This is a genomic window from Nonomuraea longispora, from assembly GCF_004348345.1.
Lineage (GTDB): Bacteria > Actinomycetota > Actinomycetes > Streptosporangiales > Streptosporangiaceae > Nonomuraea > Nonomuraea longispora.
Genome location: NZ_SMJZ01000020.1, coordinates 20409 through 45896 on the forward strand (window position 1 = coordinate 20409; position 25488 = coordinate 45896).

Genomic DNA, 25488 nt, shown 5'->3' on the forward strand with positions numbered 1-25488 from the left:
GGAACAACTATGAGCTAACCTCTGTTTGAGCTGACATCAGAAAGGAGTCTCCCTTGGCGGACGAACCACGCGCGCCGCTCGGGCGCATCGCCGCACTGTTCCGCGCCTATCGCGGCCGCCTCGCCATGGTGGGCCTGTTCATCCTGCTGTCGTCCCTGGTGTCGCTGGCCTCGCCGTTCCTTTTGCGCGAGGTTCTCGACGTGGCCATCCCGTCGAAGGACACCGGGCTGCTCGCGCTGCTGGCCCTCGGCATGATCCTCGTGGCGGTCGCGACCAGCGTCTTCGACGTGCTGCAGACGCTGATCTCGACCACGGTCGGCCAGCGCGTGATGCACGACCTGCGCATCGCGGTCTACGGGCACCTGCAGCGCATGTCGCCGGCGTTCTTCACCCGTACGAGGACCGGCGAGGTGCAGTCGCGCATCGCCAACGACATCGGTGGCATGCAGGCGGTGGTCACCTCGGCAGCCACCTCGATCATCTCCAACCTCACCACCGTGATCGCCACCGTCGCCGCGATGCTCGCGCTCGACTGGCGGCTGACGGCGATCTCGCTCCTGCTGCTGCCGGTGTTCGTGTGGATCAGCCGCAGGGTGGGCGCGGAGCGCAGGCGCATCACCGCCGAGCGGCAGCGCAAGCTGGCCGGCATGGCCTCCATGGTGCAGGAGTCACTGTCGATCAGTGGCATCATGCTCGGCCGCACCATGGGCCGCTCGGACCAGCTCACCGAACGTTTCCGCAAGGCCTCCGACGAGCTGGCCGACATCGGCGTGCGGTCGGGCATGGCCGGACGCTGGCGGCAGTCGTCGATCCAGATCGTCATGGCCGCCATGCCCGCAGTGACCTACTGGGCCGTGGGTCACACCGGCGTCATCTCGGTGGGCACGCTGGTGGCGTTCACGACGTTGCAGACCCGCCTGTTCCGCCCGGCGGTGTCGCTGCTGCGGCTGGGCGTCGAGGTGCAGAGCTCGCTGGCGCTGTTCGGGCGGATCTTCGAATATCTGGACCTGCCGGTGGACATCCATCCGGGCACGCGCACGCTCACCGGCGTACGCGGGGAGGTGCGCTTCGAGAATGTCGGCTTCTCCTACGGCGACGCGCCCACGCTCACCGACGTGGACATCACCGTCCCGGCCGGCTCGTCCCTGGCGATCGTGGGCGAGACGGGCTCGGGCAAGACCACCCTCAGCTACCTGCTGCCCAGGCTCTACGACGTGACCGGCGGGCGGGTCACGATCGACGGTGTGGACGTGCGGGAGCTGACGTTCGAGACGCTGAGCGACGCGGTGGGCGTGGTGTCGCAGGAGACGCACCTGTTCCACGCCACTGTCGCCGACAACCTGCGCTTCGCCCGGCCGTCCGCCACGGACGAGGAGCTGGAGGAGGCCGCGCGGGCCGCCCGCATCCACGACCACATCGCCACGCTGCCCGACGGTTACGACACGCTCGTGGGCGAGCGCGGCTACCGCTTCTCCGGCGGTGAGAAGCAGCGCCTGGCCATCGCCCGCACCCTGCTGCGCGACCCGCCGGTGCTCGTCCTCGACGAGGCGACGAGCGCCCTCGACACGCGGACCGAACGGGCCGTGCAGGAGGCGCTCGACGCCCTCGCCCGGGGCCGCACCACGATCACGATCGCCCACCGCCTGTCCACGGTTCGCGACGCGGACCAGATCGTCGTGCTCGACCACGGCCGCGTCGTCGAGCGCGGCACCCATGAGGAGCTGATGGCCCGCGCCGGCCACTACGCCGCCCTCGTCAGCCGGGACCGCCCGCTCGAACTCGCCTGAACAACCCAAACAGTGTCTTGCCTCACATTCCGGTCTGATCGGAATCCGCCTCCCGGAACGCCGTGTTCAATCCCCCGGATCATCGTCAAGGCAAGGATCGTTCGTGTCTCCCTCCTCCCCCACGTTCAGGGCCCTGCGTCACCACAATTACCGGCTCTGGGCGGGAGCCGACATCGTCTCCGTGACCGGCACATGGATGCAGGTGCTCGGCGTCAACTGGCTCATCCTCACGCTGACGGGCTCGGCGACCAGCGTCGGGCTGAGCCTCGTCATGCAGGCGCTGCCGACCGTGCTGCTGGGCATGTGGGGCGGAGCGCTGGCCGACCGCCTGCCGAGCCGGCCCGTGGTGATCGTCGCGCAGCTCGCGCACGCCGCGCTCGCGGCCACGCTGGCCGTGATCGCCCTGACCGGCGCTGAGTCCGTACTGCCGATCTACGGGGTGGCGCTGGCCGGGGGCGTGGTCACCGCGCTGGGCGGGCCCGCGCTCGGCCGGTTCGGCGCCCAGGTGGTGCCGCCCGCCGACCTGCCCAACGCGATGGCCCTGGGCTCCATCCTCAGCTCCGCCGGCCGCATCCTGGGCATGAGCCTGGCGGGGGCGCTGCTCCCGTTCACCGGCAACGGCGGGCTCTTCGTGATCAACGCGGCCAGCTTCTTCGTGGTGATCGCGGCGGTGGCGGCCATGCGCCGCGCCGAGTTCCACCCGCTGGCCACCGCAGAGCGGCAGGCCGGCGCCGTACGCGACGGCCTGCGGTACGTGCTGCGCACGCCGTGGCTGCTCGTGGTGCTGGCGCTCTGGTTCGTCTCGGGCAGCGTGGGCCGCAACTTCCAGGTCACCATGGCGGCCATGAGCGCCGGCCCTCTGGACGCGGGCGCCGGCGGCTACGGGCTGCTGTCCACCGTGTTCGCCGTCGGCACGGTGCTCGGCGGCTTCGTGGCCGCCTCCCGGCCCCACCTGACGATCCGGCTGCTGCTGGTCACGGCGTTCGTGACAGGGGTCGCGCAGGCGGTGAGCGGGCTGATGCCGGAGTTGTGGACGTTCGCGGCCCTGATGTTGCCGATCGCGGCGGGCGCGGTGACCGTCGACACCACCGTCTCGGCGCGGGCGCAGCTCGACAGCCCCGAGCCGATGCGCGGCCGGATCATCGCGGCGCTGTCGATCGTCAGCGCGGGGGCGGGCGCGCTCGGCGGGCCCCTGCTCGGCCGGCTCAGCGACACCATGGGGCCCAGGGCCGCCCTGGAGATCGGCGGGGTGGCCTGCGTGGCGGCGACGCTGCTCGCCGCGGCGGCGCTGGCCCGGCTGTCGGGCCGGACGATCAGACAGGCCGCCGGGCTGCGGCCGCGGCTGGAGAACGCCTGACCGTCCTGGCAAAAATCCGGATCGCTCCACTTGCCTACATCTTCTGATGGAGTTAACCTATAACTGCAGTTGGAGGTTAGCTCCATCGAGAGAAGCAATGAGGAGGTTCAGAAATGCTCTTGACCTCAATCGACCCGTTCTTCCAGGAGTTCGAGCGGCAGTTCAGCCGGCTCGCCGGCCGGACCTTCGACAACGGCAGCGCCGTGATGCCCATGGACGGGCTGCGCCGCGACGACGATGTGCTGCTCCGCTTCGATCTCCCCGGCATCGACCCCGAATCCATCGAGGTCACGGTCGACCGCGGGGTGCTGAGCGTGAGCGCCCGCCGCGAGGAGGAGATCGGGGAGAACGAGCGGCAGTTCGTCCGCGAGCGCCCGATGGGCTCCTTCACCCGCCGCGTCTACCTGTCCGAGCACCTCGACAGCGAGAAGATCGACGCGGGCTACGCCAACGGCGTGCTGACCGTCCGCATCCCGGTGGTCGAGCGGGCCAGGCCTCGCAAGGTGGAGATCCAGCGAGGTGAGACGAGGGCCATCAAGGCCTGACACGCGGTCCGGGGGCGGGCTCCCCGGCCCGCTCCCGGATCACGAGGAGGGCCATGATGTCCGAGCTTCCTTTCGACGACGAACACGCGCCGCTCTACTCCCTCGGGCAGGTGGCGGAGATGCTCCAGGTCCAGCACGCCTTCCTGCGGCGGCTCGACCAGCACGACGTCATCAGCCCGAGCCGTTCCAGCGGCGGGCAGCGGCGTTATTCCCGCCGCGACATCACGATCGTCCAACATGTCACCCGCATGACGGAAGAGGGCATGACGCTCATCGCCATCCGCCGCATCCTGGAGCTCGAACGCGAGCTCGCCGACGTGCGCCGGCAGCTCGACGAGACCCGTTCCCGGCTGAACGGCGAGCGGCGGTGACGTGACGCCCGCCTCCCGGGGCGGTCCGTAAAGGAGCATTCCGGACCGCCCGCCGGGTAGGGGCTGAGTATGACCGAACAACCTCCGGACCGATACGGCTACGCCGACGAACAGGAGATCGAGGTCGAGGAGTGGACCGACGACCTCGGTCTGCACCACGAGGTCGTCGGGGACGACCCTCAGCACAGAGACACGCTCGACGAGCGGCTGCGGCGGGAGGCGCCGTCACGGCTCCACGGGCCCCGGCCCCGGCATCGGCTGACCCAGCCGGACGAGGGGCTCGGACCCGACACGGACGACGAGGAACTCGGTGGGGACCGGAGCGGCGACACCGACGACCTCTCGGCGGAGGAACGCGCCGTCCGCATCGACCTCGACGAGGACCTCCCCTGAGACGGAAGGCGGCGTTCCGGGTCAGGCGAGACGGTGCAGGACGGGCAGCAGGGCGTGCAAGTCGCCGGCGACCACGTCTGCGGCGGCAGCCTGCGGGCGTTCGGCGTGCAGGTGGCCCCATGGGCCGCGCCTGAGCAGCGCGGTCCGCATGCCGGCCGTCCTGGCCGGCAGCACGTCGTTGTCGAGCCGGTCGCCGACGTAGAGAATCTCGGCGGGCTCGCGGCCCGCGACCGCGGCGACCTTGGCGAAGAAACCGGGCTCCGGCTTGGCGACCCCCCACCCGTCGGAGGTGTGCACGGAGTCGGCGGGCAGATCCATGGCGACGAGCGCGTCATAGGCGCGCTCCGGCTGGTTGCCCGCGATGACCACCTGGTATCCGGCCCCTCGGATGGCCGCCAGAGCCTCGCGCACGTCGGGGTAGAGGTCATCGGCGTCGAAGGTGTTGCGCATGCCATGGGGGTCGTCGCGCTCCCATGCGGCTTCCTCCCGGGCGAGGTCGAAACCGGGGCGTACGAGCTCGAAGGCGTCACTGTGCGGACGGTCCAGCGCGGCCATCCCCCCGAGCGCGCCCATCAGCGTGAACGGGCTGACGCCCAGCCGTTCGGCCCAGCGCGACCAGATGCGCGTCTCGCTGATCAGCGTCTCGCCGACGTCGAACACCACAGTCTTGATCATCGAACCCCCCGTTGCGCCACATAGACCACGGACCACGTCAGAGGGGATTTTTCCATGGATACGTAGCGTGGCACATGCGGCATCATGCCGTGAGCTTCTCCATCGCCTTGGCGATGCGTTTCTCCGACACGGGCGTCGGCGTGCCCAGCGTCTGGGCGAAGAAGCTCACCCGCAACTCCTCGATCATCCATCCGATCTCCACCACGTCGGAATCTTCGCGCCGGGCCGGATGGAGCTTCTGCCGCAGGTCGTGATAGTCGTCCTCGACCTTGTGCACGCGGTCCATCCACTCCTGGTCGCGCCACGGGTCCTCGGGCAGCTTCGTGAGCCGGCGGTCGATCGCGCGAAGGTAACGCAGGACGTCGGACAGCCGCCGGTGGCCCGTGGCGGTGACGAAACCCGGGTGCACGAGCCGGGCGAGTTGGTCGCGCACGTCGTCGGTCGCCGCGCCCGGCCGCAGCGAGCCCAGGCGGACGCCCGCCGCGTGCCAGACGCTGAGGATCTGCTCCACCTTCCCCAGCACGTCGGCAGAGGTGTCGTAGAGGTGGGCGCGTACGTGCTGGTAGAGGCGGTCGAAGCCGGCAGGGTCCCAGGCAGGGCCGCCCATGTCGTCCATGAGCTTGTCGACGGCCGCGTTGACCACGTCGTCGAACAACGCCACCGCCCCGCCGTGCGGGCTGCGTGAAAGGGCCAGCTTGGCCTGGTTGGACAGCCCGCCGAGCAGCGACTTGGCCGGGTTGGTGACGTTGAGCAGGAGCAGGCGGCGCACACCGGGCCAGTGGGAGCGGCGCTGCTCCGCCTCCGTCTCGAAGATCTTGACGGACACGGAGTCGCCCGCGTCGACCAGCGCCGGATAGCCCTTCATCCGGCCCTGCTCGAACACCTTGGGCAGCGTGCCGAAACTCCAGGTGTGCAGGCCCGCACGCTCCAGGTCGTCGCCCGCCTCCGACAACGTCCGGCGCAGGCGCGGCGCGAGGCGGCGCTTCAGCGCGTCGAGGTCTTTGTCCTCGGCCACCGTGCGCTTGCGCTCGTCGATCACCCGGTAGGTGATGCGCAGGTGGTCGGGCACCTGGTCGAGCTGCCAGGCGTCGCGCGGCACCCGGATGCCGGTCAGGCGCAGCAACTCGCGCTCGACGGCCTCCAGCAGCGGCTCGCCTCCCGGTTCGGCCCCCTCCAGCACCTGCTTGGCGTAGTTGGGGGCGGGCACGAAGTTGCGTCGCAGGTTTTTCGGCAGCGACCTGATCAGCGCGGTGATCAGGTCTTCGCGCAGGCCGGGGATCTGCCAGTCGAAGCCGTCGGAACTGACCTGGTTGAGCACCTGGAGCGGCACGTGCACGGTCACGCCGTCGGCGTCGGCGCCCGGCTCGAACTGGTAGGTCAGCTTCATCCGCTGGCCGAGCTGGCGCCAGGTGTCGGGGTAGTCGCGCGTGCTGACGTCGGCGCCCTCGTTGACCAGCATGTCGGGCGAGAACGTGAGCAGGTCGGGCTGCTCGTGCCTGGCCTTCTTCCACCAGGAGTCGAAGTGGCGGGCGGAGACGACGTCGGCGGGCACCCGCTGGTCGTAGAAGTCGAACAGCGCCTCGTCGTCCACCAGGATGTCGCGGCGCCTGGCGCGGTTCTCCAACTCCTCGACCTCTTCGAGCAGCCGGCGGTTCTCCTTCAGGAACCTGTGGTGGGTGTCCCAGTCGCCCTCGACGAGCGCGTGCCTGATGAACAGCTCGCGCGACAGGTCGGGGTCGATGCGGCCGTAGTTGACCTTGCGCCCGACGACCAGCGGCACGCCGTACAGGGTGACCTTCTCCAGAGCGATGACGGCGCCCTGGTTCTTCTCCCAGTGAGGCTCGGAGTAGGTGCGCTTGACGAGGTGCTGGGCGAGCGGCTCGACCCAGCCGGGCTCGATCCTGGCGTTGACGCGCGCCCACAGGCGGGAGGTCTCGACCAGCTCGGCCGACATGAGCCACTGCGGCTGCTTCCTGGCCAGGGACGAGCCGGGAAAAATGGCGAAACGGGCGTTGCGGGCACCGATGTACTCCTGGATCGGCCTGCGGCCGTCCTGGCCGCGCTTCTCCATGACGTCCTTGACGCCGATGTGCGACAACAGCCCGACGAGCAGTGACGCGTGCACCTGCTGGGGGTCGGCCGGCCGGCTGCCCGGCTGGGCGCCCAGCGCCTGGCGGAGCTGGCTGTAGATGTCCTGCCACTCGCGGACCCGCAGGTAGTTGAGGAACTCCGCCTTGCACAACCGCCGGAACGCGCTGGACGACAGCTCCTTCTGCTTGTCGCGCAGGTAGTTCCACAGGTTGAGGTAGGCCATGAAGTCGGACTCGGGGTCGGCGAAGCGGCGGTGCTTCTCGTCGGCCTGCTGCTGCTTGTCTGCGGGCCGCTCGCGCGGGTCCTGGATGGACAGGGCGGCGGCGATCACCATGACCTCGCGAAGGCAGCCGTTCTTCTCCGCCTCCAGCACCATGCGGCCCAGGCGGGGGTCGACGGGCAGGCCGGCCAGCTTGCGGCCGATGGGCGTGAGCTGGCCGTGGGCGTCGAACGCGCCCAGCTCGTGCAGCAGGTTGACGCCGTCCTTCACCTGCCGGCGGTCGGGCGGCTCGACGAACGGGAACGCCTCGATGTCGCCCAGCCCGATGGAGGTCATCTGGAGGATGACCGAGGCGAGGTTGGTGCGCAGGATCTCGGGGTCGGTGAACTCGGGCCGGTTGAGGAAGTCTTCTTCCTCGTAGAGGCGGATGCAGATGCCGTCGGAGGTGCGGCCCGAGCGGCCCTTGCGCTGGTTGGCGCTGGCCTGCGAGATGGCCTCGATCGGCAGGCGCTGCACCTTGGTCCGGTGGCTGTAGCGGGAGATGCGGGCGTAGCCGGGATCGACGACGTATTTGATGCCGGGGACCGTGAGCGAGGTCTCGGCCACGTTGGTCGCCAGCACGACGCGGCGGCCGGTGTGGCGCTGGAAGACGCGGTGCTGCTCGGCGGCGCTCAGCCGGGCGTAGAGCGGCAGGACCTCGGTGCTCCTGAACTCGGCCTTGGCCAGCGCGTCGGCGGCGTCGCGGATCTCCCGCTCGCCCGACAGGAACACAAGGATGTCGCCGGGGCCCTCGCCGATCAGCTCCCTGCAGGCGTCGACGATGCCCTGCGTCTGGTCGTCGTCATCGTCGAGCGGGCGGTAGCGCACCTCGACCGGGTAGGTGCGGCCGGAGACCTCGATGATCGGCGCGTCGTCGAAGTGACGGGAGAACCGCTCGGGGTCGATCGTCGCGCTGGTGATGACGACCTTGAGGTCGGGGCGCTTGGGCAGCAGCTGTTTCAGGTAGCCGAGGATGAAGTCGATGTTGAGGCTACGCTCGTGGGCCTCGTCGATGATGAGGGTGTCGTACTGGTCGAGCATGCGGTCGTGCTGCAGCTCGGCCAGCAGGATGCCGTCGGTCATCAGCTTGACCAGGGTGCGGTCGCCGGCCTGGTCGGTGAAGCGCACTTTGTAGCCGACCACGCCGCCCACCTGGCCGTCGCCGGTGCCGAGCTCCTCCGCGATGCGCTCGGCGACCGTGCGGGCGGCGATGCGGCGGGGCTGGGTGTGGCCGATCAGCCCGCGCACCCCCCGCCCCAGCTCAAGGCAGATCTTGGGGATCTGGGTGGTCTTGCCGGAGCCCGTCTCGCCGGCGATGATCACGACCTGGTGGTCGCGGATGGCCTCGAGGATGTCGTCCTTGCGCTGCGCAACCGGCAAATTCTCCGGATAGGCCACCTTCGGTACGGCTTCGCGGCGGCGTACCAGCCGCTGCTCGGCTCGCTCCAGGTCGGCGAGGATGTCCGCGACGATCTTGTCGCGGGCGTCGCGCGAGCGCACCCGGCGCATGCCGTCGAGCCTGAGCCGCAGCCGCCGCTCGTCGCGGGGCGCGAGGCCGGGCAGGCGGGACTGGAGGTCGGCGAGTGGAGAGGAGGACAACGAAGACGTTCCCATACTGCTTTCAGGATATTTGAGCCCCGCGTCCCCGGAGCCAACCGCCCATGGTGCCCGACCTCGCCCGCCCGCGCATCCCAATATCCCCGGCGCGCCTCAGGATCGGAGAGGTGCGGCGGCGCAGGCCGCGCCGATGATGCCGGCCTCGTTGCGGAGGTCGGCGGGCACCACCGGAGTGTCGAGGGTGATGTGCGGCAGGAACTTGCCGGCCTTCTTGCTCACGCCGCCCCCGATCACGATCAGCGAGGGCGTGAAGAGCATCTCGACGTAGCGCAGATATTCCTCCACCCGCCCGGCCCACGCCTTCCAGCTGAGGTCCAGGTCTTCCCGGACCTTCGCCGACGCCCGGTGCTCGGCGTCCTTGCCGCGCACCTGCAGATGCCCGAACTCGGTGTTGCGGACGAGCCGCCCGTCGGTGAACAGGGCGCTGCCGATGCCCGTGCCGAAGGTCAGCACGAGCACGGTCCCCTGACGGCCTCTGCCCTGGCCGAACGTCATCTCCGCCATGCCGGCCGCGTCGGCGTCGTTGAGCACGGTGGCCCCGCCGAAGAGCACGGCCGCGTCGACGCCCTCCCAGGAGTGGTCGACGTTGGCGGCCGTCAGGACGACGCCGTCCACCACCACGCCGGGAAAGGTGATGCCGACGGGGCCGCTCCAGCCGAAGTGTTTGACGATCGACGCGACCACGTCGGCCACCTCGCCGGGCTTGGAGGGCCGGGGCGTCGGAATGCGCAGACGCTCTTCTGTCAGCTTGCCGGCTCCCGTGTCGACCGGCGCGCCTTTGATGCCGGAACCGCCGATATCGATGCCCAACACGTCCATGTTCATTCTCTCCCCGCGTGTTGCGGGAAAACTCCCGCGCCGCCATTTTCCGGACCTGACTGAACCCGTTTCCCGCCCCCCGCGTATCTCGCGTCACAAGCGCTAACTAGGAGGCAACGGATGCGGCCACGCATCATCACACTCTGCGCTGTTGCGGTCGTTCTGGGAGCGACTCTCACCACTCCCGCACACGCCACCACCAGGACGCGTTTCGACGTCATCAACCTTGTGTCGGACGTCAAGGGCAAAGCCCCTGTCACCGACCCCAAGGTCGTCAACCCGTGGGGCCTGGCCATGGGCAAGACTCTGTGGGTGTCCAACACCGGCACCGGCACGGCCACCGTCTACTCCGGCACGGGCAAGAAGGAGAAGACGGAGGTGGCCATCCCGGGCGGGGCCCCGACCGGCCAGGTGTTCAACCCCGGCGACGGCTTCACCGTGAAGGGCAAGCCGGCCACGTTCATCTTCTCCAGCCCGAGCGGCGCCATCACCGGCTGGAACGCGGATGCCGACCCGGCCAACGCGGTCATCGCGGCGTTCACCCGGGGCGCCGACTACAAGGGGCTGGAGCTGGCCGAGACCGACGACGGAGCCTTCCTGCTGGCCGCCGACTTCGCCGGTGGGCGCGTCCACGCCTTCGACGAGGACTTCGAGCGCATCCGGCTGTCGCGCTGGCAGTTCAGGGACAAGGCGGTCCCCTCGACCTACAAGCCCTACAACGTCGCCGTCGTCAACGGCAACGTCTGGGTGTCCTACGCCCTGCGCGACAAGGCCACGGGCAAGCCCGTGTTCGGGGAGGGCAAGGGGTTCGTGAGCCGCTTCGACGGCAACGGGCGCCTCACCGGGCGCATCTCCAGGGTCGGGCTCAACGCCCCCTGGGGGCTGACCGCCGCGCCGAAGGGCTGGGGACAGTACGCCGGGGCGCTGCTGGTCGGCAACTTCGGCGACGGGACCGTGCACGCCTACAAGAGCGGCCGTCACCTGGGTGCCCTGCGCCTGTCGAACGGCAAGCCGCTCGTCCTGCCCGGCCTGTGGGACCTCGAACCCGGCACCGCCGCCACCGGCGGCGAGAAGGCCCTGTGGTTCTCCGCCGGCATCGACGGCGCCAAGCACGGCCTGATCGGCGTGATCGCGCCGCAGGGCACGAAGGTGTCCTCGTCCAACGCGTCGAACGGCCCGTCGAAAGGCCCGTCGAAAGGCTCGTCGGGCACCCCTGCCCCCGGGTCGTCCAAGAGCCCGTACGGCGGGTACTGACCCGGCGCGCGCCCCCGCCCCCGCCTGAACGGTCGCGCAGGTCGCCGGCATGGGCGGGGGCGGCCCCGCCTCAACCCAGCACGGCCGCAAGGTCGTGGAAACCGCGGTAGTGCACGGCGGTCATGCCGAGCGCCCTGGCGGCCTCCACGTTCTGCAGCCGGTCGTCGACGAACAGGCAACGTCGGAGCTCGGCCCCGGCGCGCTCCGCGGCGACCTCGTAGATGCGCCGGTCGGGTTTGGCCACGCCGAGCCTGGCGCTGCTGACCACGTCGTCGGCGAAGCCCGTGAGACCCAGCTGGTCGAGGTGTTGTTCCAGGGTGTCCATCGCGTTGGTCACGATGACGACGGGCACCTTCTGCCGCGCCCTGGACAGCAGCGCCCTGACCTCCTCGTCCACCCAGAAGCGGATGCTCATGAACTCCCGGACGGCCTGGCGGGCCCGCTCGTCCCCGCCGAGCGCCACGACGATCGACTCCGCCCACTGGGCCTCGGTGACGTGCCCGAGCGTCGGCGGCATGATCAGCTCCGGGCAGAAGGCCGTCTTCATCAGGGGCAGGCCGTAGCGGGCCTCGATGTCGGCCTGAGCGGCGTGGTCGAAGTGGCGCAGCACGCCGTCGAGGTCGGACAGAACAGCGGCGAAGGGGAACACAGTCCCTCATTGTGCCGTGTACACCCTCCTGGCCAGTACCCATGACTTTCCGGCGCCGCCGAAGGTGCTCGGGTAACGGTCGGCACTACCATCTCCGAGACAGGATTCGGTATCGGAACGGTAGGGCATGGACGATCACCGGCTGCCACGCGAGCTGTGCGCACTGTTCGCCGACGGCGGCGGGGGGCGCGGGCTGCCCGCTGGGCTGCCGCCTGGCGACGTGGTCTGGCCCGACCCCGGCTACACCCGGCAGGGCGAGGCCGCGCGCCCGGCGTTCTGGATGAGCGACGACCCGGCGACGGGCGAGGACTGGGCGCTGCTGCGGGCGTGGCACGCGCACAGCGGCCTGTGGCCGGTGCTGCTGGACGAGTCGGCGCAGCCATGGGCGGTCGGGCAGGTCGTGCCGGACGATCCCCGCCAGATCGATCACTTCACCGCCGAGGGGTTCATGACCGAGGTGTGGGAGGAGTGGGTGGCGCAGATGCCGAAGGAGGCGCTGGACGAGTTGGAGCCCTACGGCGCCATCTGCCCGGGTCCCGCAGCGCCCGGGGTGCTGAAGGCCGAGCCCGGGGCGGTCGCCGACTGGCTGGCGGGCGAGCTGGCGGCCAAGGGGATGCCGCTGGGCCTGGTCGCCGCCGGCCGGGGCGCGGACGCGCTGGCGGTCATGGGCTGGCAGGGCGCGCTGCACCACAACGAGTGGATGGTCCCGCTGGCGGCGGTCGTACGCAGCTGGGAGGACCGGTTCGGGGCGCGCGTGGTCAGCGTCGGGTTCAACACGCTCGACCTGAGCGTGGCTGCGCCGCCGGACGACCCCGAGCACGCGTTACACGTGGCGGCGGAGCACTGGGCCTTCTGCCCGGACAACGTCGTCCAGGGGCCGGGCGACCTGCAGGGCTATGCCGAGCAGATCATGGGACGGCACGCGTGGTCCTTCTGGTGGGACTGAGCCGGCGTCACGGTCATTCCCGCACCGCCGGGTTCACGCGGAAAAGGAACCGGCGCGGGGCCGGCCCGATCGAGGGTGCGGCGACATCGCCGCGGCGCCCCCTGACGGGGTGCGGCGGCCCTCTGGTCCGGCGAGGCGGCGCGGCCCGTGCCGGCGCCTTTCGTGCCCTCGGCGCCGTTGTCCGGCGCCGAGCCGTCCAAGGGCCCGGCCGGCGAAGAAGCCGGGCCCTGTGTGGCCGCCGCCGTGCCGCCGTCGCCGCTCTCACGGCCGGCTTCACGGGATGCGCGCCACGGCGCCGTAGGTGCCGGACGAACTCGGTTGGTCAACGCAGGCGCTCTCGTGGCCGTCGGGCCGCCATTCCGGGACCCACACCAATCCCGGATCCACCAGCACCAGACCTTCGAGCAGCGCCTCAACCTCCTCCCTCGTGCGAATCGCGTGCCCGGGCAGCGTCATCGCCAACAGGTCGTGTATGGCGGGCAGCAGTTCCGGGGGGATCGCGTCGAACGTGGTCTGCAGCAGCGACAGGTAGCTCCGTTCGGGAACGGCCTGCCGGATCCGCTTGATCACGTAGTGGAAGAACTCGTCGTCGTTCAGGCTGTGGGTCGACAGCAGCAGCACGGCCATGGGCCGGTCCCAGTCGAGGAACGTCTGCAGGACCCTGTCATCGAGGATGTCGTCGATCTCGCGTACGTCGCCCTCTACGACGCGTACGAGGTCGGTGACGGGCTCGATGGTCGCCCTCGCTCCGGCGAGCACCATCGGGTCGTTCTCGACGTACACCACACGCGGCGCCGAGACTTCCAGGGCGTCGCGGGCGATGTCGTGCAGTTGCCTGCCGGGCGGCAGGCCGCTGGGGACACCACTTCCGACGATCACGAACTGGTCCACACCCACGCTCGCCAGATGACGGACCACACGGCACAGATAGTGGAGCACGGCCCGTGCGGCCGTCGTCGTGATCGGGGCTGCCTGGTCGTACCGGCGTACCGCGTCACGGTCCGCCACGAAGTTGTTCTTTCCACCTGCGGCGGCGTCGAGAATACGGGTGATCCTTGCTTGGGTCGGCTCCAGCTTCGCCAGGTTTCGGATGGCACGCTGACGCATTGAGTGTTGCCCCTTTCCCCTCGCCCACTATCTCGGGAAAAGCTGTCCTTTCGGACCCCACTCGATGACCCACACCATATGATCCTCGCTACGGAGCAGATGACAACACGAAAAGCCATTAGTTTTCGGTATATATGCGTTACCCTGCCTCGCGCATAATGATCATTTACGCGGGAAAGAGATCATTTTCCCAGCGAACGCGAAAGTCGTTCGCGATGGGAATTCAACACCTCGACGGTCTCTTCGCGGGTGGTCGTCGTCACCGACAGCTTGGTGAAGGCCTGGTGGTACGACTCCACCGCGTCAGCCTCGGTGACCAGCTCGTCGGACTCGATGCCGTGGGCGCACGCGATGTCCGCCTCGAACTCCTCGGCGAAGCGCCAGATGGTGAACGGGCCGGTGCGCGGCACGTACGCCGGCTCCTCCATCGGCACGACGTGCAGCGAGACGTTGGGCCGCTTGGCGTGGTCGAGCAGCAGGTCGAGCTGGCGGAGCTGGACGTGCGGCCCCGCGATGGAGCGGGCCAGCACGCTCTCGTCGACGATCGCCCACACCACCGTGCCGCTCTGGTCGGCCATGGCCTCCTGGCGGGCCAGCACGAGGGCGAGCGCCTCGTCGACCGTCCGCTGCCCGAGGATCGCCGGCCCGGCCGCGGCGATGGAGGCCCGGGCGTAGTCGTCGGCCATCAGCAGCGGCGGGACGAACTGGTTGTGGTAGGTGCGGATCACGGTGGCGCGTTGTTCGAGCGCGTACGCGGCGGCCAGCCAGACGGGCACCGAGTGCGCGTCGTACCAGGCGGTCTCGCGCTCGCCCCTTGCCAGCGACATCACGTAGTCGCGGACGGGCGGGGCCGTGACGCCGTAGACGGTGAGCAGGCGCTCGGCCGTGATGGGCGCCGGCGCGATGCGGCCCTCCTCGATGGCGGGGATCGCGGCCGCGCCCTTGCCGAGCGCGGTCTCCACCTGCTCGACGGAGAGCCTGGCGGCCTTGCGCAGGGCGTGCAGCCGCTTGCCGAGGGCCCTGCACTGCGGATCGCTCAGCGGCGCCGCCGCGTCGGGGATGCCGGTGGCGGGCGCGGGCTCGTCGGACAGGCCCTCGGCCCTGCGGGCGAGCTCGACCACGCCGTGCAGCACGGCGAGCGAGCTCTCCGACAAGCCCGAGACGGACCGGCCGAGGGTGGCCGCGCGCACCTGGAGCTCCTCCACGGTGCCCGACTCGAGGTAGTCGTCGCCCACCAGCCAGCCGACGCTCACCTGCAGGCATGACGCCAGCGCCCTGAGCACCTGGAGCGTCGGGTTGGTCTGCTTGCCGGTGCGCAACTGGCTGACATAGGCACGCGTGATCGGAATGCCCGCCTCCGTCAGAGTGGAGGCGACCTGCGCGCCGGTGAAGCCGCGCTTGGTCAGCGCGAGATCGAGCCGTTCGGCGAAGTTCGCCACGGCACACCTCCTACCGCCCGTGAACTTTTCCAGCGTAAGGGACGGGGACCTCACTGTCCCCTGCCACGCGGGCAAGCTCTGCCCAGCGAGCAGGTATCAACTTATGCGCAAACTGTCAGTTGACACAGCCCCCTTCGTCAGCAGACTATCGGAGCGTATGGAAAGTGTGGCTTAACAGCCGGATGGTTCTGGAAGAAAGTCCTCGACGAGGAGGTGGCCGGACGTGACCATGGATACCTCGGGCAGTTCCTGGTTCCAGGAGGATCCGGCCCCGAGCAGGCAGGAGCAGGTGGTCCAGCGCATCTGCGTGCGCGTCGCCGGTTCCGGCGTGCACGTCGCGAGCCTGCCGCTCGGCGGTGTCCAGGTCTGGCTCGACAGCCCTCGTCACCGCTGGCGCTTCTACCACCGGATGGCCCGCGAACTGCGGCTGGCCGGCTGGCACACGGAGACGGGACCTGATCGGCTGCTGTTGCTCGGGTGGAGTGCGGTCTGCCTGAGCCACAGGGCCAGGATGCTGAGGGCGGCCCTGGCGGGACGGCTGACCGACTTCGACAGGACGGCGTTCACCGCCGTCATGATCGCCACCAGCCTGAGCCACAGAGGTTTCCCCGCCGGCGACCTTCCCGGCGAGGTGGAGGCCCGCTGCGGCGACGCGCTGCGCTGGCCCGCCCGGCTGGCCGATCTCGACGGGCTCGAACGCGGGTCGTCCCTGGAGCCGCTGCGGCTCAGGCTGGCCCAGGTGGCCGGGCTGGAGGCCAAAGTGGCCCGGCGTTGCGGCGAACATCTCGCCCTCGCCTCGAAGGTCGCGCGTACGGTGGCCGGCGGTGCGGCGCCGGCCGGAGCACACACATGGGAGCCGGCCGACTCCGGCTCCTCCACGGCGGGACTGACGGAGCGCATGGTCGGCGTCAGCGTCCCCAACAGCGTCCCTGATGGGGCCCTGAGCGCGGGAACGGCCCGATGAGGCGGGCCTTCCCTTCCGGCGGGCCGGGCGCGACGGCGCTCGGCACGCACCGTTACTGCCAGGACGCGGCGGTGGTCGTCACGACCGCGTCCCGGCAGGCCTTGACCGGTGGGCGGCCGGTCAGAGGCACCTATGCGCCGGCCCCGGCGCTTCCTCGCCCCTCCGGCATCGTGCGGCACGTGCCCGACCTAGTCGGCGCGGTGCTGTTGACCAGCGCGGTAGCGGCTGGCGTGCTGGTCAAATCGAGGGGTTGCGCCTGGGGTCGGTATACGTCGCGTGCGCCGGACCAGGCGGACGCATCCGCGGTGCCGCGCGTGAGGTCGTCCACGACCTCACGCCGGCACCGCGCGAACGCGGCAGGCCTGCCGGCGAAGGCGGCGACCCAGGTCGCCCGGCCCCGCCGGCGAGCCACCGCGCTCGCCACCGGCACGGAGGCGGTGCGGGGTGGGGAGATCGGCGTGACGGGCGCCACGGTACTGATCGACCGGCCGTTTCTGGGGCCGGCGCCCAGGCACGCCTCCGTGCGGGTGGCCGTTCCACCGGCCGCCGTCTTGCTCGCCGCCACGGCGCTGGTGCGGGTCGCCGTGGCGTCGGGCCGTGAGACCGAACCTCGATCTCCACGCGCGGCGGAAGAGGGGCCGGCGATCAGCCGCCGGCTCCTCGACCGGTCGCGCGCCCCAATCGAGCGAGTACGGAGCGCCGCCGGCCGACGACCGGCGGGCCGCCGAGTTTCCCGGCATGTCCCCTTACAGGGTCGTCGACCCGCGAACGACAGGAGCGATCATGCTCACCGATGAACTGCGCAGGCCGCAGCCGCACGAAGTGCACGCCCGGGGCGTCCGGCCCGGCGCGCCGCCACCGTCCTGGGGCGAGGACCAGAACGGCGATCCGCCGCCGCCGGAGCCGGCGCGCAGCGTGCACCGGCTGCGCCGCATCCGGCAGGTGTCCGTCCAGGCCATCACCGAGATCGACCAGGCCCTGAGGCATCGCGCCCAGTGACCTTCCCGCCTTCACCTCGCAGGAGGAACCCCATGCGCACCGTCGTCGCCCCCGGACCCGCACGTCGCGGGGGGGTGCAGTGAGCCGCGGCAGGGTCGGGGTGATCGTGGCGCCCGCGAACCCCTCCGCGGAGCCCGAGCTGACCCGTCTGCTCGGGTCGCGTGCCGACATGCACGTCACCCGCTTCCCCGTCCAGAACCCGATCCCGGCGGCCCGGCCCCCGCTGTCCGCGCGGCGCCCCGGGCCCGCGCTGGCCAAGCGGCTGGAGGGCTACAACGAGGCCCTGCCCGCCATGGTGCACGCGTTCGACGGCCTGCCGCTGAGCGCGATGGTCATGGCCTGCAGCGAGCCGCGTTACCTGCTCGACCCCGACCAGGACCGCGAGCAGTGCGACGAACTGACGGCCAGGACCGGAGTGCCGTTCGCCTCCGCCACGCTGGCGGCGCGGGAGGCGATGGAGCACCTCATGGTGAGCGACATCGTCCTGGTCTCGCCCTACCAGCCGTGGTTGACGGAGCTGGCCGAGCGGTTCTGGAAGAAGGCGGGGATCACCGTCACCCAGGTGGTGCAGGTCCGCGCGGCGGGCGGCTACTCGCCGTACACGGTGACGCCGGCCGATCTGATCAGGCAGGTCGAGCTGGCGGACCCGCCGGGCGACGCCGCGCTGCTGTTCACCGGCTCGGGAACGGCCACGCTGCCCGTGCTCGGGCCGCTCAGCACCGGGAACGACCGCGTCCTGCTGACCTCCAATCTCTGCACGGCCTGGTGGGCGCTGTCGCGGGCCATCGGCCGACCGGTGACGCTCAGCCGCGTCCCCTACCGCCGCCACATGGCCGCCTCGAACGGGGCGCGCGTGGGAGGCGTGGCATGAACGGCGTCATCGTGGTCGGCGCGGGCCCCGCCGGGCTCACCGCGGCACTCTCCCTGGCCAGGGCGGGCATCCCGGTCACCGTGCTGGAGAGCGGGAACGAGCTCAACAGGCAGCCGCGGGCGTGCACCTTCCATCCGGCCACGCTCGACCTGCTCGAAGGCCTCGGCGTGGCCTCCAGGCTCGTCGCGGAGGGCCGCGTCGTCGACCGCGTGCAGTGGCGCGACCGGTCCGGGATCGTGCTGGCCGAGATGGGCATGAACCGGCTCGACGGCCTGACCAGGCACCCGTTCAGGATCCACGCCGACCAGGCTTCGCTGACGCGGCTGCTGCTGTCCGCCCTCAGCGCCCACCCCGACGTGGACGTGCGGTTCGGCACCCACGTGGACGGCGTGGCGGAGGGCGGGACAGGGATCCGGGTCCGCGTCGGCCACACCTGGACGCGGGCCCGGTACATGATCGCCGCCGACGGCGCGCACAGCACCGTGCGCGGCTCGCTCGGGCTGCCGTTCCCCCGGTCCACCTATCCGACGCAGGCGCTGCGGGTGTTCAGCGACTCGCCGCTCGACCGGCTGCTGCCGAGCCTGGCGCCGCTGACGTACGTACGCGACGTGCAGCAGTCGTGCACCCTGCTCGGGCTTCCCGACCACTGGCGCATCATCTTCAAGATCCCCTGCGACACGCACGAGCCCCTGTCACAGGCCAACCTGTCCCTGCTGGTCCGGCGGGCGCTGCCGGGCGCCAGCGAGCCCATCCGCGTGACGGGCGCGGACCGGTTCGCCCTGTCGAGGGGGGTGCTGACCTCGTACCGGTGCGGGCGGGTGCTGTTCGTGGGCGACGCCGCGCACCTGACCTCGACGGTCGGCGGGCTCAACATGAACGCCGGCATCCACGACGCCGTCGAGCTCGGCCAGGTGGTCGCGGCGGTGATCCGCGGCTTCGCCCAGCCCGCCGCGCTGGAGGCGTGGGCGTGGCGCCGGCGCTCGGTGCTGCTGCAGCGGGTGGTGCCCCGCGGGCAGACACGGGCGGCGGGCGTGCGGGAGCACGACAGCGCCCGGCTGGAGGCGGCCATGGCGGGGCTGCGGGCCATCGCCGGCGACCCGGAGGCCACCCGCGCCTACCTGGCGCAGGCCTCATTGCTGGACACGGTCCCCAACTCCGCCGGGAGGACGTGAGCGTGCCCCTGTGACCTCGTGCTCCCGCGTACCGACCGAGGAGGTGTGACACCGGATGTGGCGAACCCTGTCAGACGACGCGCGCCAGGCCGTACGCGACCTGTGCGACAAGCACGGAGCCCGTCTCTACGACTACTGCCGCACCGAGCTCGCCGCGGGCGACGCCGAGCAGGCGGTCGCGGGCGCGGCGCTGACGGCGCACCTGTACGCGGACCGTGTGGGCGATCCCGGCCTGCGCCGCCCCTGGTTGTACGCGGTGGCCCGCGCGCACCGCGCGGTGGTCGCCAAGCCAGCCAGCATCGGCTCGTGGTCGCGTCCCGGCCGCATGTCCGAGCTGCTGCCCGAGGCGCTGCTGTCCCTGGAGCGGCCGCAGCGCGAGCTGCTCGACCTGTCCGTGCGGCACGGCCTGTCGGACACCGAGCTGGCCGTGCTCTTCGAGATGGGCGAGAGCGAGGTCCGCGCCACCGTGGCGGAGGCCGGGGCCGGCCTGGAGGAGTGGTTCGCCGCGATCATCGCCGCGCGGGCCCCCGACGGCTGCCCCGATCTGACCTCGCGGGTGGCGGACTGGGTCAGCGCGCCCGGCCGCCGCGCCAGGGCCAGGATCGGCCGCCACATCCTGTCCTGTGCGACCTGCCGGGCCGCGCCCAGGACCGTGACGGCCGCGGCGCTGCTGCGCCGGCTGCCGATCGCGGCGCTGCCCGGCACACTTCCCAGCCGGCTGGCGTCGGCGCAGCCACTGCCTGGCGAGGGGCCTATCTGGCGGGCGGACGGCTTTCCTGTGCAGGCCCGCACACTGGTGGAGTCCGGCTCCTCGCCGCCTCCCCCGGTCGCCGACGCCACGCCATCCCTCCCGGTCGCCGACCCCACGACGGCGACCTCGGGAAAGCCCTGGTCGGCGGCGGGCGCGGCCGCCGCCGACCAGGAGCCTCCCATGGGCGGCCTGCCACCCGCGCCGGCCGTGCGCGGGCGGCACCCGTTCACCCCGCCGAGCCGTACGCGGGCCTTCCGCGGCGGCGCGGGCAACGACAAACTGGTCTACAGCGCGATCATCAGGGGCGACGCCAACGGGTCGTCGCACGGCGACGGCGCGACCATCAGGTACGGCGGGATCCCCCTCAACGGCGCCGTGCACGGGCCTGCCGTCGATTCTGCCGGCGACCCTGCCGGCAACCCTGTGAACGGGCACACGAACGGGCGCGTGAACGGCTTCGTTGACGGGCGCGTGAACGACTTGGGCGGGGACGGCGCCCAGGAGTTCTGGCGCGACCCGCCCGAGGACGACGATCCCGAAGCGGGCGCGCCGGTCAGGGCGGTGGTCAGGCTCGCCCTGCTCGCCGGCGTGGGACTGCTGACGGTGGGGCTGATCTGGGCCCTCATGAACGCGGGCGGGCAGCGGCAGGCGGTGATCACCAAGGCCGCGGCGCAGCCGGACGTGCACCTCGTGGAGTCCGGCCACCCGGATGCCGGCACGCAGCCGAGCCCCTGACCCGGGGCGGGGCCACGGTCGTGCCGGCGGGCCTCGGGATCCCGCGGGAGCCCGAGGCCGGCCGGAGGGTCAGAAGAAGTGGAAGCCGGGCTCGGGCTCCGGCAGGTCCACCCGCTCGGGACCACGGAACCTGACGGTGTCCTTGGGTACGTCGGTCAGCGGCGTGCCCAGCACGAACGGCACGACGACGCGGCTGCCCGCCAGGTCGACGGTGACGTTGGCGCCGGTGCCGCTCTCGCCGCTGTAGGTCGAGTCGGTCCCGGCGATCACCAGGCCGATCCTGTGGCCCTTCCTGAACGTGTAGTCCTGCGGCAGCGTCAGCCACTTCACCGTGCCGTACGTACCGGCGGGCAGCGGCTTGGCGTGGCTGAGGGAGTGGCGGTTCTGCACGTCGATCCAGCCCCGGGCGACGATCTCGAGCGGCCGGGTGGCCACGTTCGTGACGGTCTTGCGGTAGCAGGCGTCGTCGGCCTCGGTGCTCTCGCCGTGGCAGTCCTCCTCGGTGAGCGTGGTGATGCCCTGGCCGCGCCGCCAGTCGATGCGGCTCCGCTCGCCGAAGTCCACGAGCAGGGCGGTCAGGTTGGAGGTGGGCTTGTCCAGCTTGACCCGCAGGTCGGCGGTGGGCGTGCCGGACAGGCGCAGATCGAGCGGGAGCGGCCCGGTGGTGAACGCGACCCGGCCGGGGTTCGCCGTGCCGATCTCGGCCACCATGTCGTTCTCGCTCATGGCGACGTCGGTGAAGGAGGCGGTGCTCTTCCTGGGGGCGGGCCTGAGCCCCAGCGTGCCGTCGGGGGCGGGCCGCAGCGACGCGTTGAGCGCGAACGGCGCCGGCCAGTCACGCTGGGTGATCCACCGCGCCGGGCCGATCTCGACGTCGGCGCGGGGCTCGCGGGTGATCCCGTTGCGCACGCCGTGCAGCCAGTGGTCGAACCAGCGGTGCAGCGTCTCCACCCACAACGTCCTGCGGCCCTCGAAGTCGAACGGGTCCACGTGCTGGGTCTGGCCGACCCAGATCTTGCGCGGCACCTTCCTGTCGGCCAGCGCCTTCCACCAGACGGAGAAGTTGTCGGGCTTGACGTTGAGGTCGTTGACCGTGTGCACGACGAAGACGCTGGCCCTGACCTTGGAGACGTCGCCGAGCAGGCCGTCGATGTAGTCGCGCTCGGCCCAGAACCGGTTGTGGTTCCCGGTGTCGTCGCCGTCCTCGGCGTCCATCCGGTCGCGCACGGCCTGGCATTTGGCGGCGGGGTCGGTGTCGATGTAGGCGGCCAGCCAGGAGGCGTAGTCGTAGTTGTAGATGACCCCGTTGGAGCGCTGGTACTTGTACCAGGAGGAGATCGCCGAGATGGGCACGATCGTCTCCAGGCCCTTCACGCCGGTGGCCGCGACGGCGTTGGCGAGGGTGCCGTCGTACGACTTGCCGATCATGGCGGCCTTGCCCGTCGTCCAGTCGGCCACGGCCGGCGTTCCGTCGGCTCTGAACGCCTTGGCGCGGCCGTTCAGCCAGTCGATGACGGCCTTGCCGCCCAGCACGTCGGCCTTGCCTCCGATGTCGGGGCAGCCCTCGGAGCGGGTGGTGCCCAGCATGTCGACGTTGAGCACGGCGTAGCCGCGGGGGACGAAGTAGTTGTCATAGAAGAGCGGGAATTTGACCACATTTCCGGCTTCGTCGTATTCCTTGCGCTCCCCTTCGTTGCCACGGCCGGAGTTGTCGTAGTACGGACTCTCGTCGATGACCACCGGCACCTTGAGCCGGGGACCGGACTCCTTGGGCCTGATGATGTCCACACGGACCTTGTCGAGGGCGCCGTCCTGGTCACTGTCGACCGGGGACTCGACGTACACGTGCTCGCGGACGGCGTCCGCGTAGGAGAAGACCGGTTGCGTACGGCCGTTCTCGACGGTGATCGCGGGAGTGGCGGCCGCCTGGGCCGGGGTCGCGACCGCCAGGGTGAGGGCGACGGCGACGAGGGCCGGGCGTAATTGTGACACGCGTGACCTCCGGGGAAGTTGACCAAACAACCTGCAATGTCGCAGACCGCGGGGAACCTGACAAGATCTCCGAAGATCGTGTCCGGATCCCGCCTGACAGGAAAGGCCGCCGGCGCTTCGCCCGGCAGCGATCACATCGTTACCGGGCCGCTGAACGGCACCCCGCCGGGCGTGGCCCACGCAGCGTCTAGGGTGGATGGTCAACAGCCGGTGAGGAGAAGGTGCATGCGAAACGTCGCCCGGACCTCGCTCGTGGACTCCGCCATCGAGGAGTTGCGCCGCGAGATCGCCAGCGGGGTGTGGCCGGTCGGCACCAAGATCCCGTCCGAGAGCCAGCTCGCCCAGAGCCTGGGCATGAGCCGGCTGTCCGTACGCGAGGCGGTGCGCGTGCTGGCGCACGCGGGGCTGCTGCACACCCGGCAGGGTGACGGCACCTACGTGACCGCGACCGACGAGTCAAAGATCGCCCTGCGCCGCCGGCTCGACACCGCGGCCGCCATGGACATCATCGACGTACGCCGCGGGCTCGACCTCGTGGCCGCGAGGCTGGCCGCGGGCCGGCGCACCGAACAGGACCTCGCCGCGATGCGGGAGGCGCTGGCCCGCAGGGACGCGGCCGGCACGGAGGGCGACCTCGACGGGTTCGCCGACGCCGACGTCGACTTTCACCTGCGGGTCGCCGACGCCGCGCACAACGCGCTGCTCGGCGACCTCTACCGCAGCATGGGCGACGCGCTGCGCGACAGCGTCAGAGACCAGGAGCAGGCGGCACTCGAGCCCGACAGCTCCCATGCCGACCTGCTCCAGGCGATCGCCGACAGCGACGCGGCGCGCGCGGTCGCGGTCTGCGTCGCCATCCTCGACCGCCAGGAACGCGGCCTGTAGAACGCCCCGGCCGCCCTGTGTGGTCAGGGGCCGGGCGCCACGGGCGTGCCACGCGCGCGACCACCACCGCGCCCGGCGCGCCACCGGCGGCGGCGAAGAGCAGCGTGTACGCGGGCACCCCGCCGGCGCCCCTGCCCGGAGTCCGGCGCCCGCGCCGCCGCCTGTCCGGCGGGGCGGTCGGCCGGAGTGGCCGTAGCCGCCGCGTCGGAGCCGCCATAGCCGGGCTTCGCAGCGCCGCCTCTCGCCGTCGTCGCGGGTGATCAGGCCGACAGCGCGGCCGACAGCGCGGCCAGAACGGTCCTCATGGAACCACCTCCGGGGTGATTACACCACGGGCGCGGGGCGAGGTACCGCCGGCGGGTGTCACGCGTCCGGGTTGCGCGCGCGGCCGAGGATGTGCGGCAGCGCCGGTGTGGACGCCACCGGCCTGTGCGTGAAGCGGGTGATGTCCTCGATCACCAGGCCGCTCCCGGTGATGGCCCGCGCGGTGTCGCGATTGGGGTGGCAACCGCCGGCCGCCAGGCGCCACAGCGGGGTGACGAGGTCCTGCAGCACGCCGAGCGCCGGACCGCTGGAGCGTACGTGTTCGTAGAAGCGCAGCTCCCCGCACGGCCTGAGCACCCTGCGCACCTCGGCGAGGGCGGCGGCCTGGTCGGGCACCGAGCACAGCACCAGCGACACGACGGCCGCGTCGAACCCGTCGTCCTCGACCGGCAGCGCCCCGTCGTGCCCGGCCACCACGCTCACGGGCACCATCGCCCCACCCGCGGCCCGCTGCGCCGCCGAGCGCAGCCGGTCCTCCGGCTCGACCGCGACCACCTCGCGCACCTCGGGTGGGTAGTGGCGGAAATTCATCCCGTTGCCCGCGCCGATCTCCACCACCCGCCCGGACAGCCCGGCCAGGAGCCGCCGCCGGTGCCCTGCCGTCCCCGACCGTTCCGACTCGGCGCTCATCCGTTCGTACGCTCGCGCGAACCGCGGGCGCTGAAACCTCGACAGATCCTGCATGCCTCCACGCTAGGTCCCGCAGGCGCCGGAAGCGTGGGATCACTGTGCGTACCGGCCCGTGGCCGGCCACTTACGCCGGCCGTCCGCCGGGCTCGCCCCGCCGGCGGGGTCACGGCCAGGGCAAACGCTCCTCCAAGAGAAATCGATTGACCGCGGCGTCGCCCCACCGCGTGTCACTCACAGTCACGCTTCACTGATACTCATGAGACCGTTCAGAGCTTCGATCGTTGCCGCCCCGAGACCAGCGCACAGGGCGGCGCCTATAGCGTCCCTCCAGTGCCGTTACTTGACGCGAACCCCGAGCCCCTCCCGCAGCGCGAGGACGCGGAGCGCTGCGACCATGTCGAGTCAGGACGGCGTTGCGTGCTCCCGGCGATGCACCGGAGCCCGCACGTCTACGCGCCGGTGGACGCCGGCGTGTAGCCGCCGTCCCTGCGCCGCGGCCAGTACGCGAGCACGGGACGCCCGCGCAGCATGGGGATCCAGCGCGGGAACACCTCGCCCCATCTGCCGATGAGGCCCAGGGTGAGCACGCGGTGCCGGGCCGGCGACACTCCCGACGTGCGCGGGCCCCAAGGCGGCGCACGTGCCCGGCCTCGCACCGAGGAAGCTCGACGCCGTACGCCTGCTGGCCAGAGGGCTGAACAACGCCGAGATCGCCGCCACCCAGTACGTGACCAGGGCGCACGTCGGCAACGCGCTGGACAAGCTCGGCGCCAGGGACCGCACGCAGGCCGTCGTCCGCGCCTACGACCTCGGGATCGTGGTCGCGGGTGAGAGCGCTCAGCCCTGGGGCAGTTGA

Annotated in this window: 23 protein-coding genes; 14 read left to right on the plus strand and 9 right to left on the minus strand. The window is 71.2% G+C overall.

The genetic code is table 11. The annotated features are described in order from the left end of the window. Window positions 1–53 precede the first annotated feature (53 nt). From E1267_RS08230 to E1267_RS08250, 5 genes are all read left to right on the plus strand, one after another. The gene (locus tag E1267_RS08230) at window positions 54–1787 is read left to right on the plus strand and encodes an ABC transporter ATP-binding protein (protein ID WP_281283603.1); all 1734 of its coding nucleotides are present in this window, start codon (window positions 54–56) and stop codon (window positions 1785–1787) included. A gap of 103 nt (window positions 1788–1890) precedes the next feature. Further along, window positions 1891–3144 carry an MFS transporter gene (locus tag E1267_RS08235; protein ID WP_132331421.1) on the plus strand — a complete coding sequence of 418 codons (1254 nt, stop codon included), beginning with the start codon at window positions 1891–1893 and terminating at the stop codon, window positions 3142–3144. A 113-nt stretch (window positions 3145–3257) separates the two neighbouring features. Beyond that, on the plus strand, window positions 3258–3689 hold the full coding sequence (locus E1267_RS08240) for an Hsp20/alpha crystallin family protein (RefSeq protein WP_132331423.1): 432 nt from the start codon (window positions 3258–3260) through the stop codon (window positions 3687–3689). Between the two features lie 53 nt (window positions 3690–3742). After that, a complete protein-coding gene (locus E1267_RS08245; protein WP_132331425.1) occupies window positions 3743–4060 on the plus strand; it encodes a MerR family transcriptional regulator in 318 nt (105 codons plus the stop codon). A 69-nt stretch (window positions 4061–4129) separates the two neighbouring features. Next, entirely contained in the window at window positions 4130–4453 is a 324-nt protein-coding gene (locus tag E1267_RS08250; protein WP_132331427.1) for a DUF5709 domain-containing protein, read from the plus strand. A gap of 21 nt (window positions 4454–4474) precedes the next feature. On the opposite strand, the gene E1267_RS08255 is transcribed toward E1267_RS08250, so the two are convergent. The 3 genes from E1267_RS08255 to ppgK all read right to left on the minus strand — a co-directional run bounded on the left by E1267_RS08255 (window position 4475) and on the right by ppgK (window position 9914). Further along, entirely contained in the window at window positions 4475–5128 is a 654-nt protein-coding gene (locus tag E1267_RS08255; RefSeq protein ID WP_132331429.1) for an HAD family hydrolase, read from the minus strand. 82 nt (window positions 5129–5210) lie between these two features. Next, entirely contained in the window at window positions 5211–9092 is a 3882-nt protein-coding gene (gene hrpA, locus E1267_RS08260) for an ATP-dependent RNA helicase HrpA (protein WP_132331431.1), read from the minus strand. A gap of 96 nt (window positions 9093–9188) precedes the next feature. Continuing rightward, window positions 9189–9914: a polyphosphate--glucose phosphotransferase gene (ppgK, locus tag E1267_RS08265; RefSeq protein WP_132331433.1), complete on the minus strand. Its 726-nt coding sequence runs from the start codon at window positions 9912–9914 to the stop codon at window positions 9189–9191. 120 nt (window positions 9915–10034) lie between these two features. Here ppgK and E1267_RS08270 point away from each other — a divergent pair, with 120 nt between their 5' ends. Beyond that, window positions 10035–11168, plus strand: a complete 1134-nt coding sequence (locus tag E1267_RS08270; protein ID WP_132331435.1) for a TIGR03118 family protein — start codon at window positions 10035–10037, stop codon at window positions 11166–11168. A 70-nt stretch (window positions 11169–11238) separates the two neighbouring features. Here the strand turns inward: E1267_RS08270 and E1267_RS08275 are convergent, their stop codons facing one another. Then, window positions 11239–11817 (minus strand): HAD family hydrolase, encoded by a 579-nt coding sequence (locus tag E1267_RS08275; protein WP_132331437.1) that lies wholly within the window; start codon window positions 11815–11817, stop codon window positions 11239–11241. Window positions 11818–11944: 127 nt separating this feature from the next. Here E1267_RS08275 and E1267_RS08280 point away from each other — a divergent pair, with 127 nt between their 5' ends. After that, window positions 11945–12763: a DUF4253 domain-containing protein gene (locus E1267_RS08280; RefSeq protein WP_132331439.1), complete on the plus strand. Its 819-nt coding sequence runs from the start codon at window positions 11945–11947 to the stop codon at window positions 12761–12763. Between the two features lie 273 nt (window positions 12764–13036). On the opposite strand, the gene E1267_RS08285 is transcribed toward E1267_RS08280, so the two are convergent. Both E1267_RS08285 and E1267_RS08290 read right to left on the minus strand, forming a co-directional pair. After that, entirely contained in the window at window positions 13037–13870 is an 834-nt protein-coding gene (locus tag E1267_RS08285) for an SAM-dependent methyltransferase (RefSeq protein WP_132331441.1), read from the minus strand. 182 nt (window positions 13871–14052) lie between these two features. Beyond that, window positions 14053–15309, minus strand: coding sequence for a helix-turn-helix domain-containing protein (locus E1267_RS08290; protein WP_132331443.1), 1257 nt, complete (start codon window positions 15307–15309; stop codon window positions 14053–14055). A gap of 223 nt (window positions 15310–15532) precedes the next feature. Here E1267_RS08290 and E1267_RS08295 point away from each other — a divergent pair, with 223 nt between their 5' ends. The 5 genes from E1267_RS08295 (at window position 15533) to E1267_RS08315 (ending at window position 20801) form a co-directional block, all read left to right on the plus strand. Next, the gene (locus tag E1267_RS08295) at window positions 15533–16273 is read left to right on the plus strand and encodes a hypothetical protein (protein ID WP_132331445.1); all 741 of its coding nucleotides are present in this window, start codon (window positions 15533–15535) and stop codon (window positions 16271–16273) included. Between the two features lie 783 nt (window positions 16274–17056). Beyond that, window positions 17057–17272 carry a hypothetical protein gene (locus tag E1267_RS08300; protein WP_132331447.1) on the plus strand — a complete coding sequence of 72 codons (216 nt, stop codon included), beginning with the start codon at window positions 17057–17059 and terminating at the stop codon, window positions 17270–17272. A 79-nt stretch (window positions 17273–17351) separates the two neighbouring features. Further along, a complete protein-coding gene (locus E1267_RS08305) occupies window positions 17352–18143 on the plus strand; it encodes a maleate cis-trans isomerase family protein (protein ID WP_132331449.1) in 792 nt (263 codons plus the stop codon). Then, the gene (locus E1267_RS08310) at window positions 18140–19315 is read left to right on the plus strand and encodes an FAD-dependent oxidoreductase (protein WP_132331451.1); all 1176 of its coding nucleotides are present in this window, start codon (window positions 18140–18142) and stop codon (window positions 19313–19315) included. Before E1267_RS08305 ends, E1267_RS08310 begins: the two co-directional genes overlap by 4 nt. A gap of 55 nt (window positions 19316–19370) precedes the next feature. After that, window positions 19371–20801: an RNA polymerase sigma factor gene (locus E1267_RS08315; RefSeq protein ID WP_132331453.1), complete on the plus strand. Its 1431-nt coding sequence runs from the start codon at window positions 19371–19373 to the stop codon at window positions 20799–20801. A 69-nt stretch (window positions 20802–20870) separates the two neighbouring features. Here the strand turns inward: E1267_RS08315 and E1267_RS08320 are convergent, their stop codons facing one another. Continuing rightward, window positions 20871–22793, minus strand: a complete 1923-nt coding sequence (locus E1267_RS08320) for a Xaa-Pro dipeptidyl-peptidase (protein WP_132331455.1) — start codon at window positions 22791–22793, stop codon at window positions 20871–20873. A gap of 225 nt (window positions 22794–23018) precedes the next feature. Between E1267_RS08320 and E1267_RS08325 the strand changes: the two genes are divergently transcribed. After that, the gene (locus E1267_RS08325) at window positions 23019–23678 is read left to right on the plus strand and encodes a FadR/GntR family transcriptional regulator (protein ID WP_132331457.1); all 660 of its coding nucleotides are present in this window, start codon (window positions 23019–23021) and stop codon (window positions 23676–23678) included. Window positions 23679–24041: 363 nt separating this feature from the next. On the opposite strand, the gene E1267_RS08330 is transcribed toward E1267_RS08325, so the two are convergent. After that, window positions 24042–24686: a class I SAM-dependent methyltransferase gene (locus tag E1267_RS08330; RefSeq protein ID WP_132331459.1), complete on the minus strand. Its 645-nt coding sequence runs from the start codon at window positions 24684–24686 to the stop codon at window positions 24042–24044. Between the two features lie 395 nt (window positions 24687–25081). Beyond that, window positions 25082–25219 carry a hypothetical protein gene (locus E1267_RS44135; protein ID WP_165959510.1) on the minus strand — a complete coding sequence of 46 codons (138 nt, stop codon included), beginning with the start codon at window positions 25217–25219 and terminating at the stop codon, window positions 25082–25084. Between the two features lie 53 nt (window positions 25220–25272). Here E1267_RS44135 and E1267_RS08335 point away from each other — a divergent pair, with 53 nt between their 5' ends. After that, complete coding sequence (locus E1267_RS08335) at window positions 25273–25488, plus strand: response regulator transcription factor (protein ID WP_132331460.1); 216 nt, start codon at window positions 25273–25275, stop codon at window positions 25486–25488.

What these genes read in the sequence shown, in the direction of transcription:
- E1267_RS08240 (WP_132331423.1), top strand. Translation starts at nt 3,258, where the DNA reads ATGCTCTTGACCTCAATCGACCCGTTCTTCCAGGAGTTCGAGCGGCAG.
- E1267_RS08245 (WP_132331425.1), top strand. Translation starts at nt 3,743, where the DNA reads ATGATGTCCGAGCTTCCTTTCGACGACGAACACGCGCCGCTCTACTCC.
- E1267_RS08250 (WP_132331427.1), top strand. Translation starts at nt 4,130, where the DNA reads ATGACCGAACAACCTCCGGACCGATACGGCTACGCCGACGAACAGGAG.
- E1267_RS08255 (WP_132331429.1), bottom strand. Translation starts at nt 5,128, where the DNA reads ATGATCAAGACTGTGGTGTTCGACGTCGGCGAGACGCTGATCAGCGAG.
- hrpA (WP_132331431.1), bottom strand. Translation starts at nt 9,092, where the DNA reads ATGGGAACGTCTTCGTTGTCCTCCTCTCCACTCGCCGACCTCCAGTCC.
- ppgK (WP_132331433.1), bottom strand. Translation starts at nt 9,914, where the DNA reads ATGGACGTGTTGGGCATCGATATCGGCGGTTCCGGCATCAAAGGCGCG.
- E1267_RS08270 (WP_132331435.1), top strand. Translation starts at nt 10,035, where the DNA reads ATGCGGCCACGCATCATCACACTCTGCGCTGTTGCGGTCGTTCTGGGA.
- E1267_RS08280 (WP_132331439.1), top strand. Translation starts at nt 11,945, where the DNA reads ATGGACGATCACCGGCTGCCACGCGAGCTGTGCGCACTGTTCGCCGAC.
- E1267_RS08285 (WP_132331441.1), bottom strand. Translation starts at nt 13,870, where the DNA reads ATGCGTCAGCGTGCCATCCGAAACCTGGCGAAGCTGGAGCCGACCCAA.
- E1267_RS08300 (WP_132331447.1), top strand. Translation starts at nt 17,057, where the DNA reads ATGCTCACCGATGAACTGCGCAGGCCGCAGCCGCACGAAGTGCACGCC.
- E1267_RS08310 (WP_132331451.1), top strand. Translation starts at nt 18,140, where the DNA reads ATGAACGGCGTCATCGTGGTCGGCGCGGGCCCCGCCGGGCTCACCGCG.
- E1267_RS08315 (WP_132331453.1), top strand. Translation starts at nt 19,371, where the DNA reads ATGTGGCGAACCCTGTCAGACGACGCGCGCCAGGCCGTACGCGACCTG.
- E1267_RS08325 (WP_132331457.1), top strand. Translation starts at nt 23,019, where the DNA reads ATGCGAAACGTCGCCCGGACCTCGCTCGTGGACTCCGCCATCGAGGAG.
- E1267_RS08330 (WP_132331459.1), bottom strand. Translation starts at nt 24,686, where the DNA reads ATGCAGGATCTGTCGAGGTTTCAGCGCCCGCGGTTCGCGCGAGCGTAC.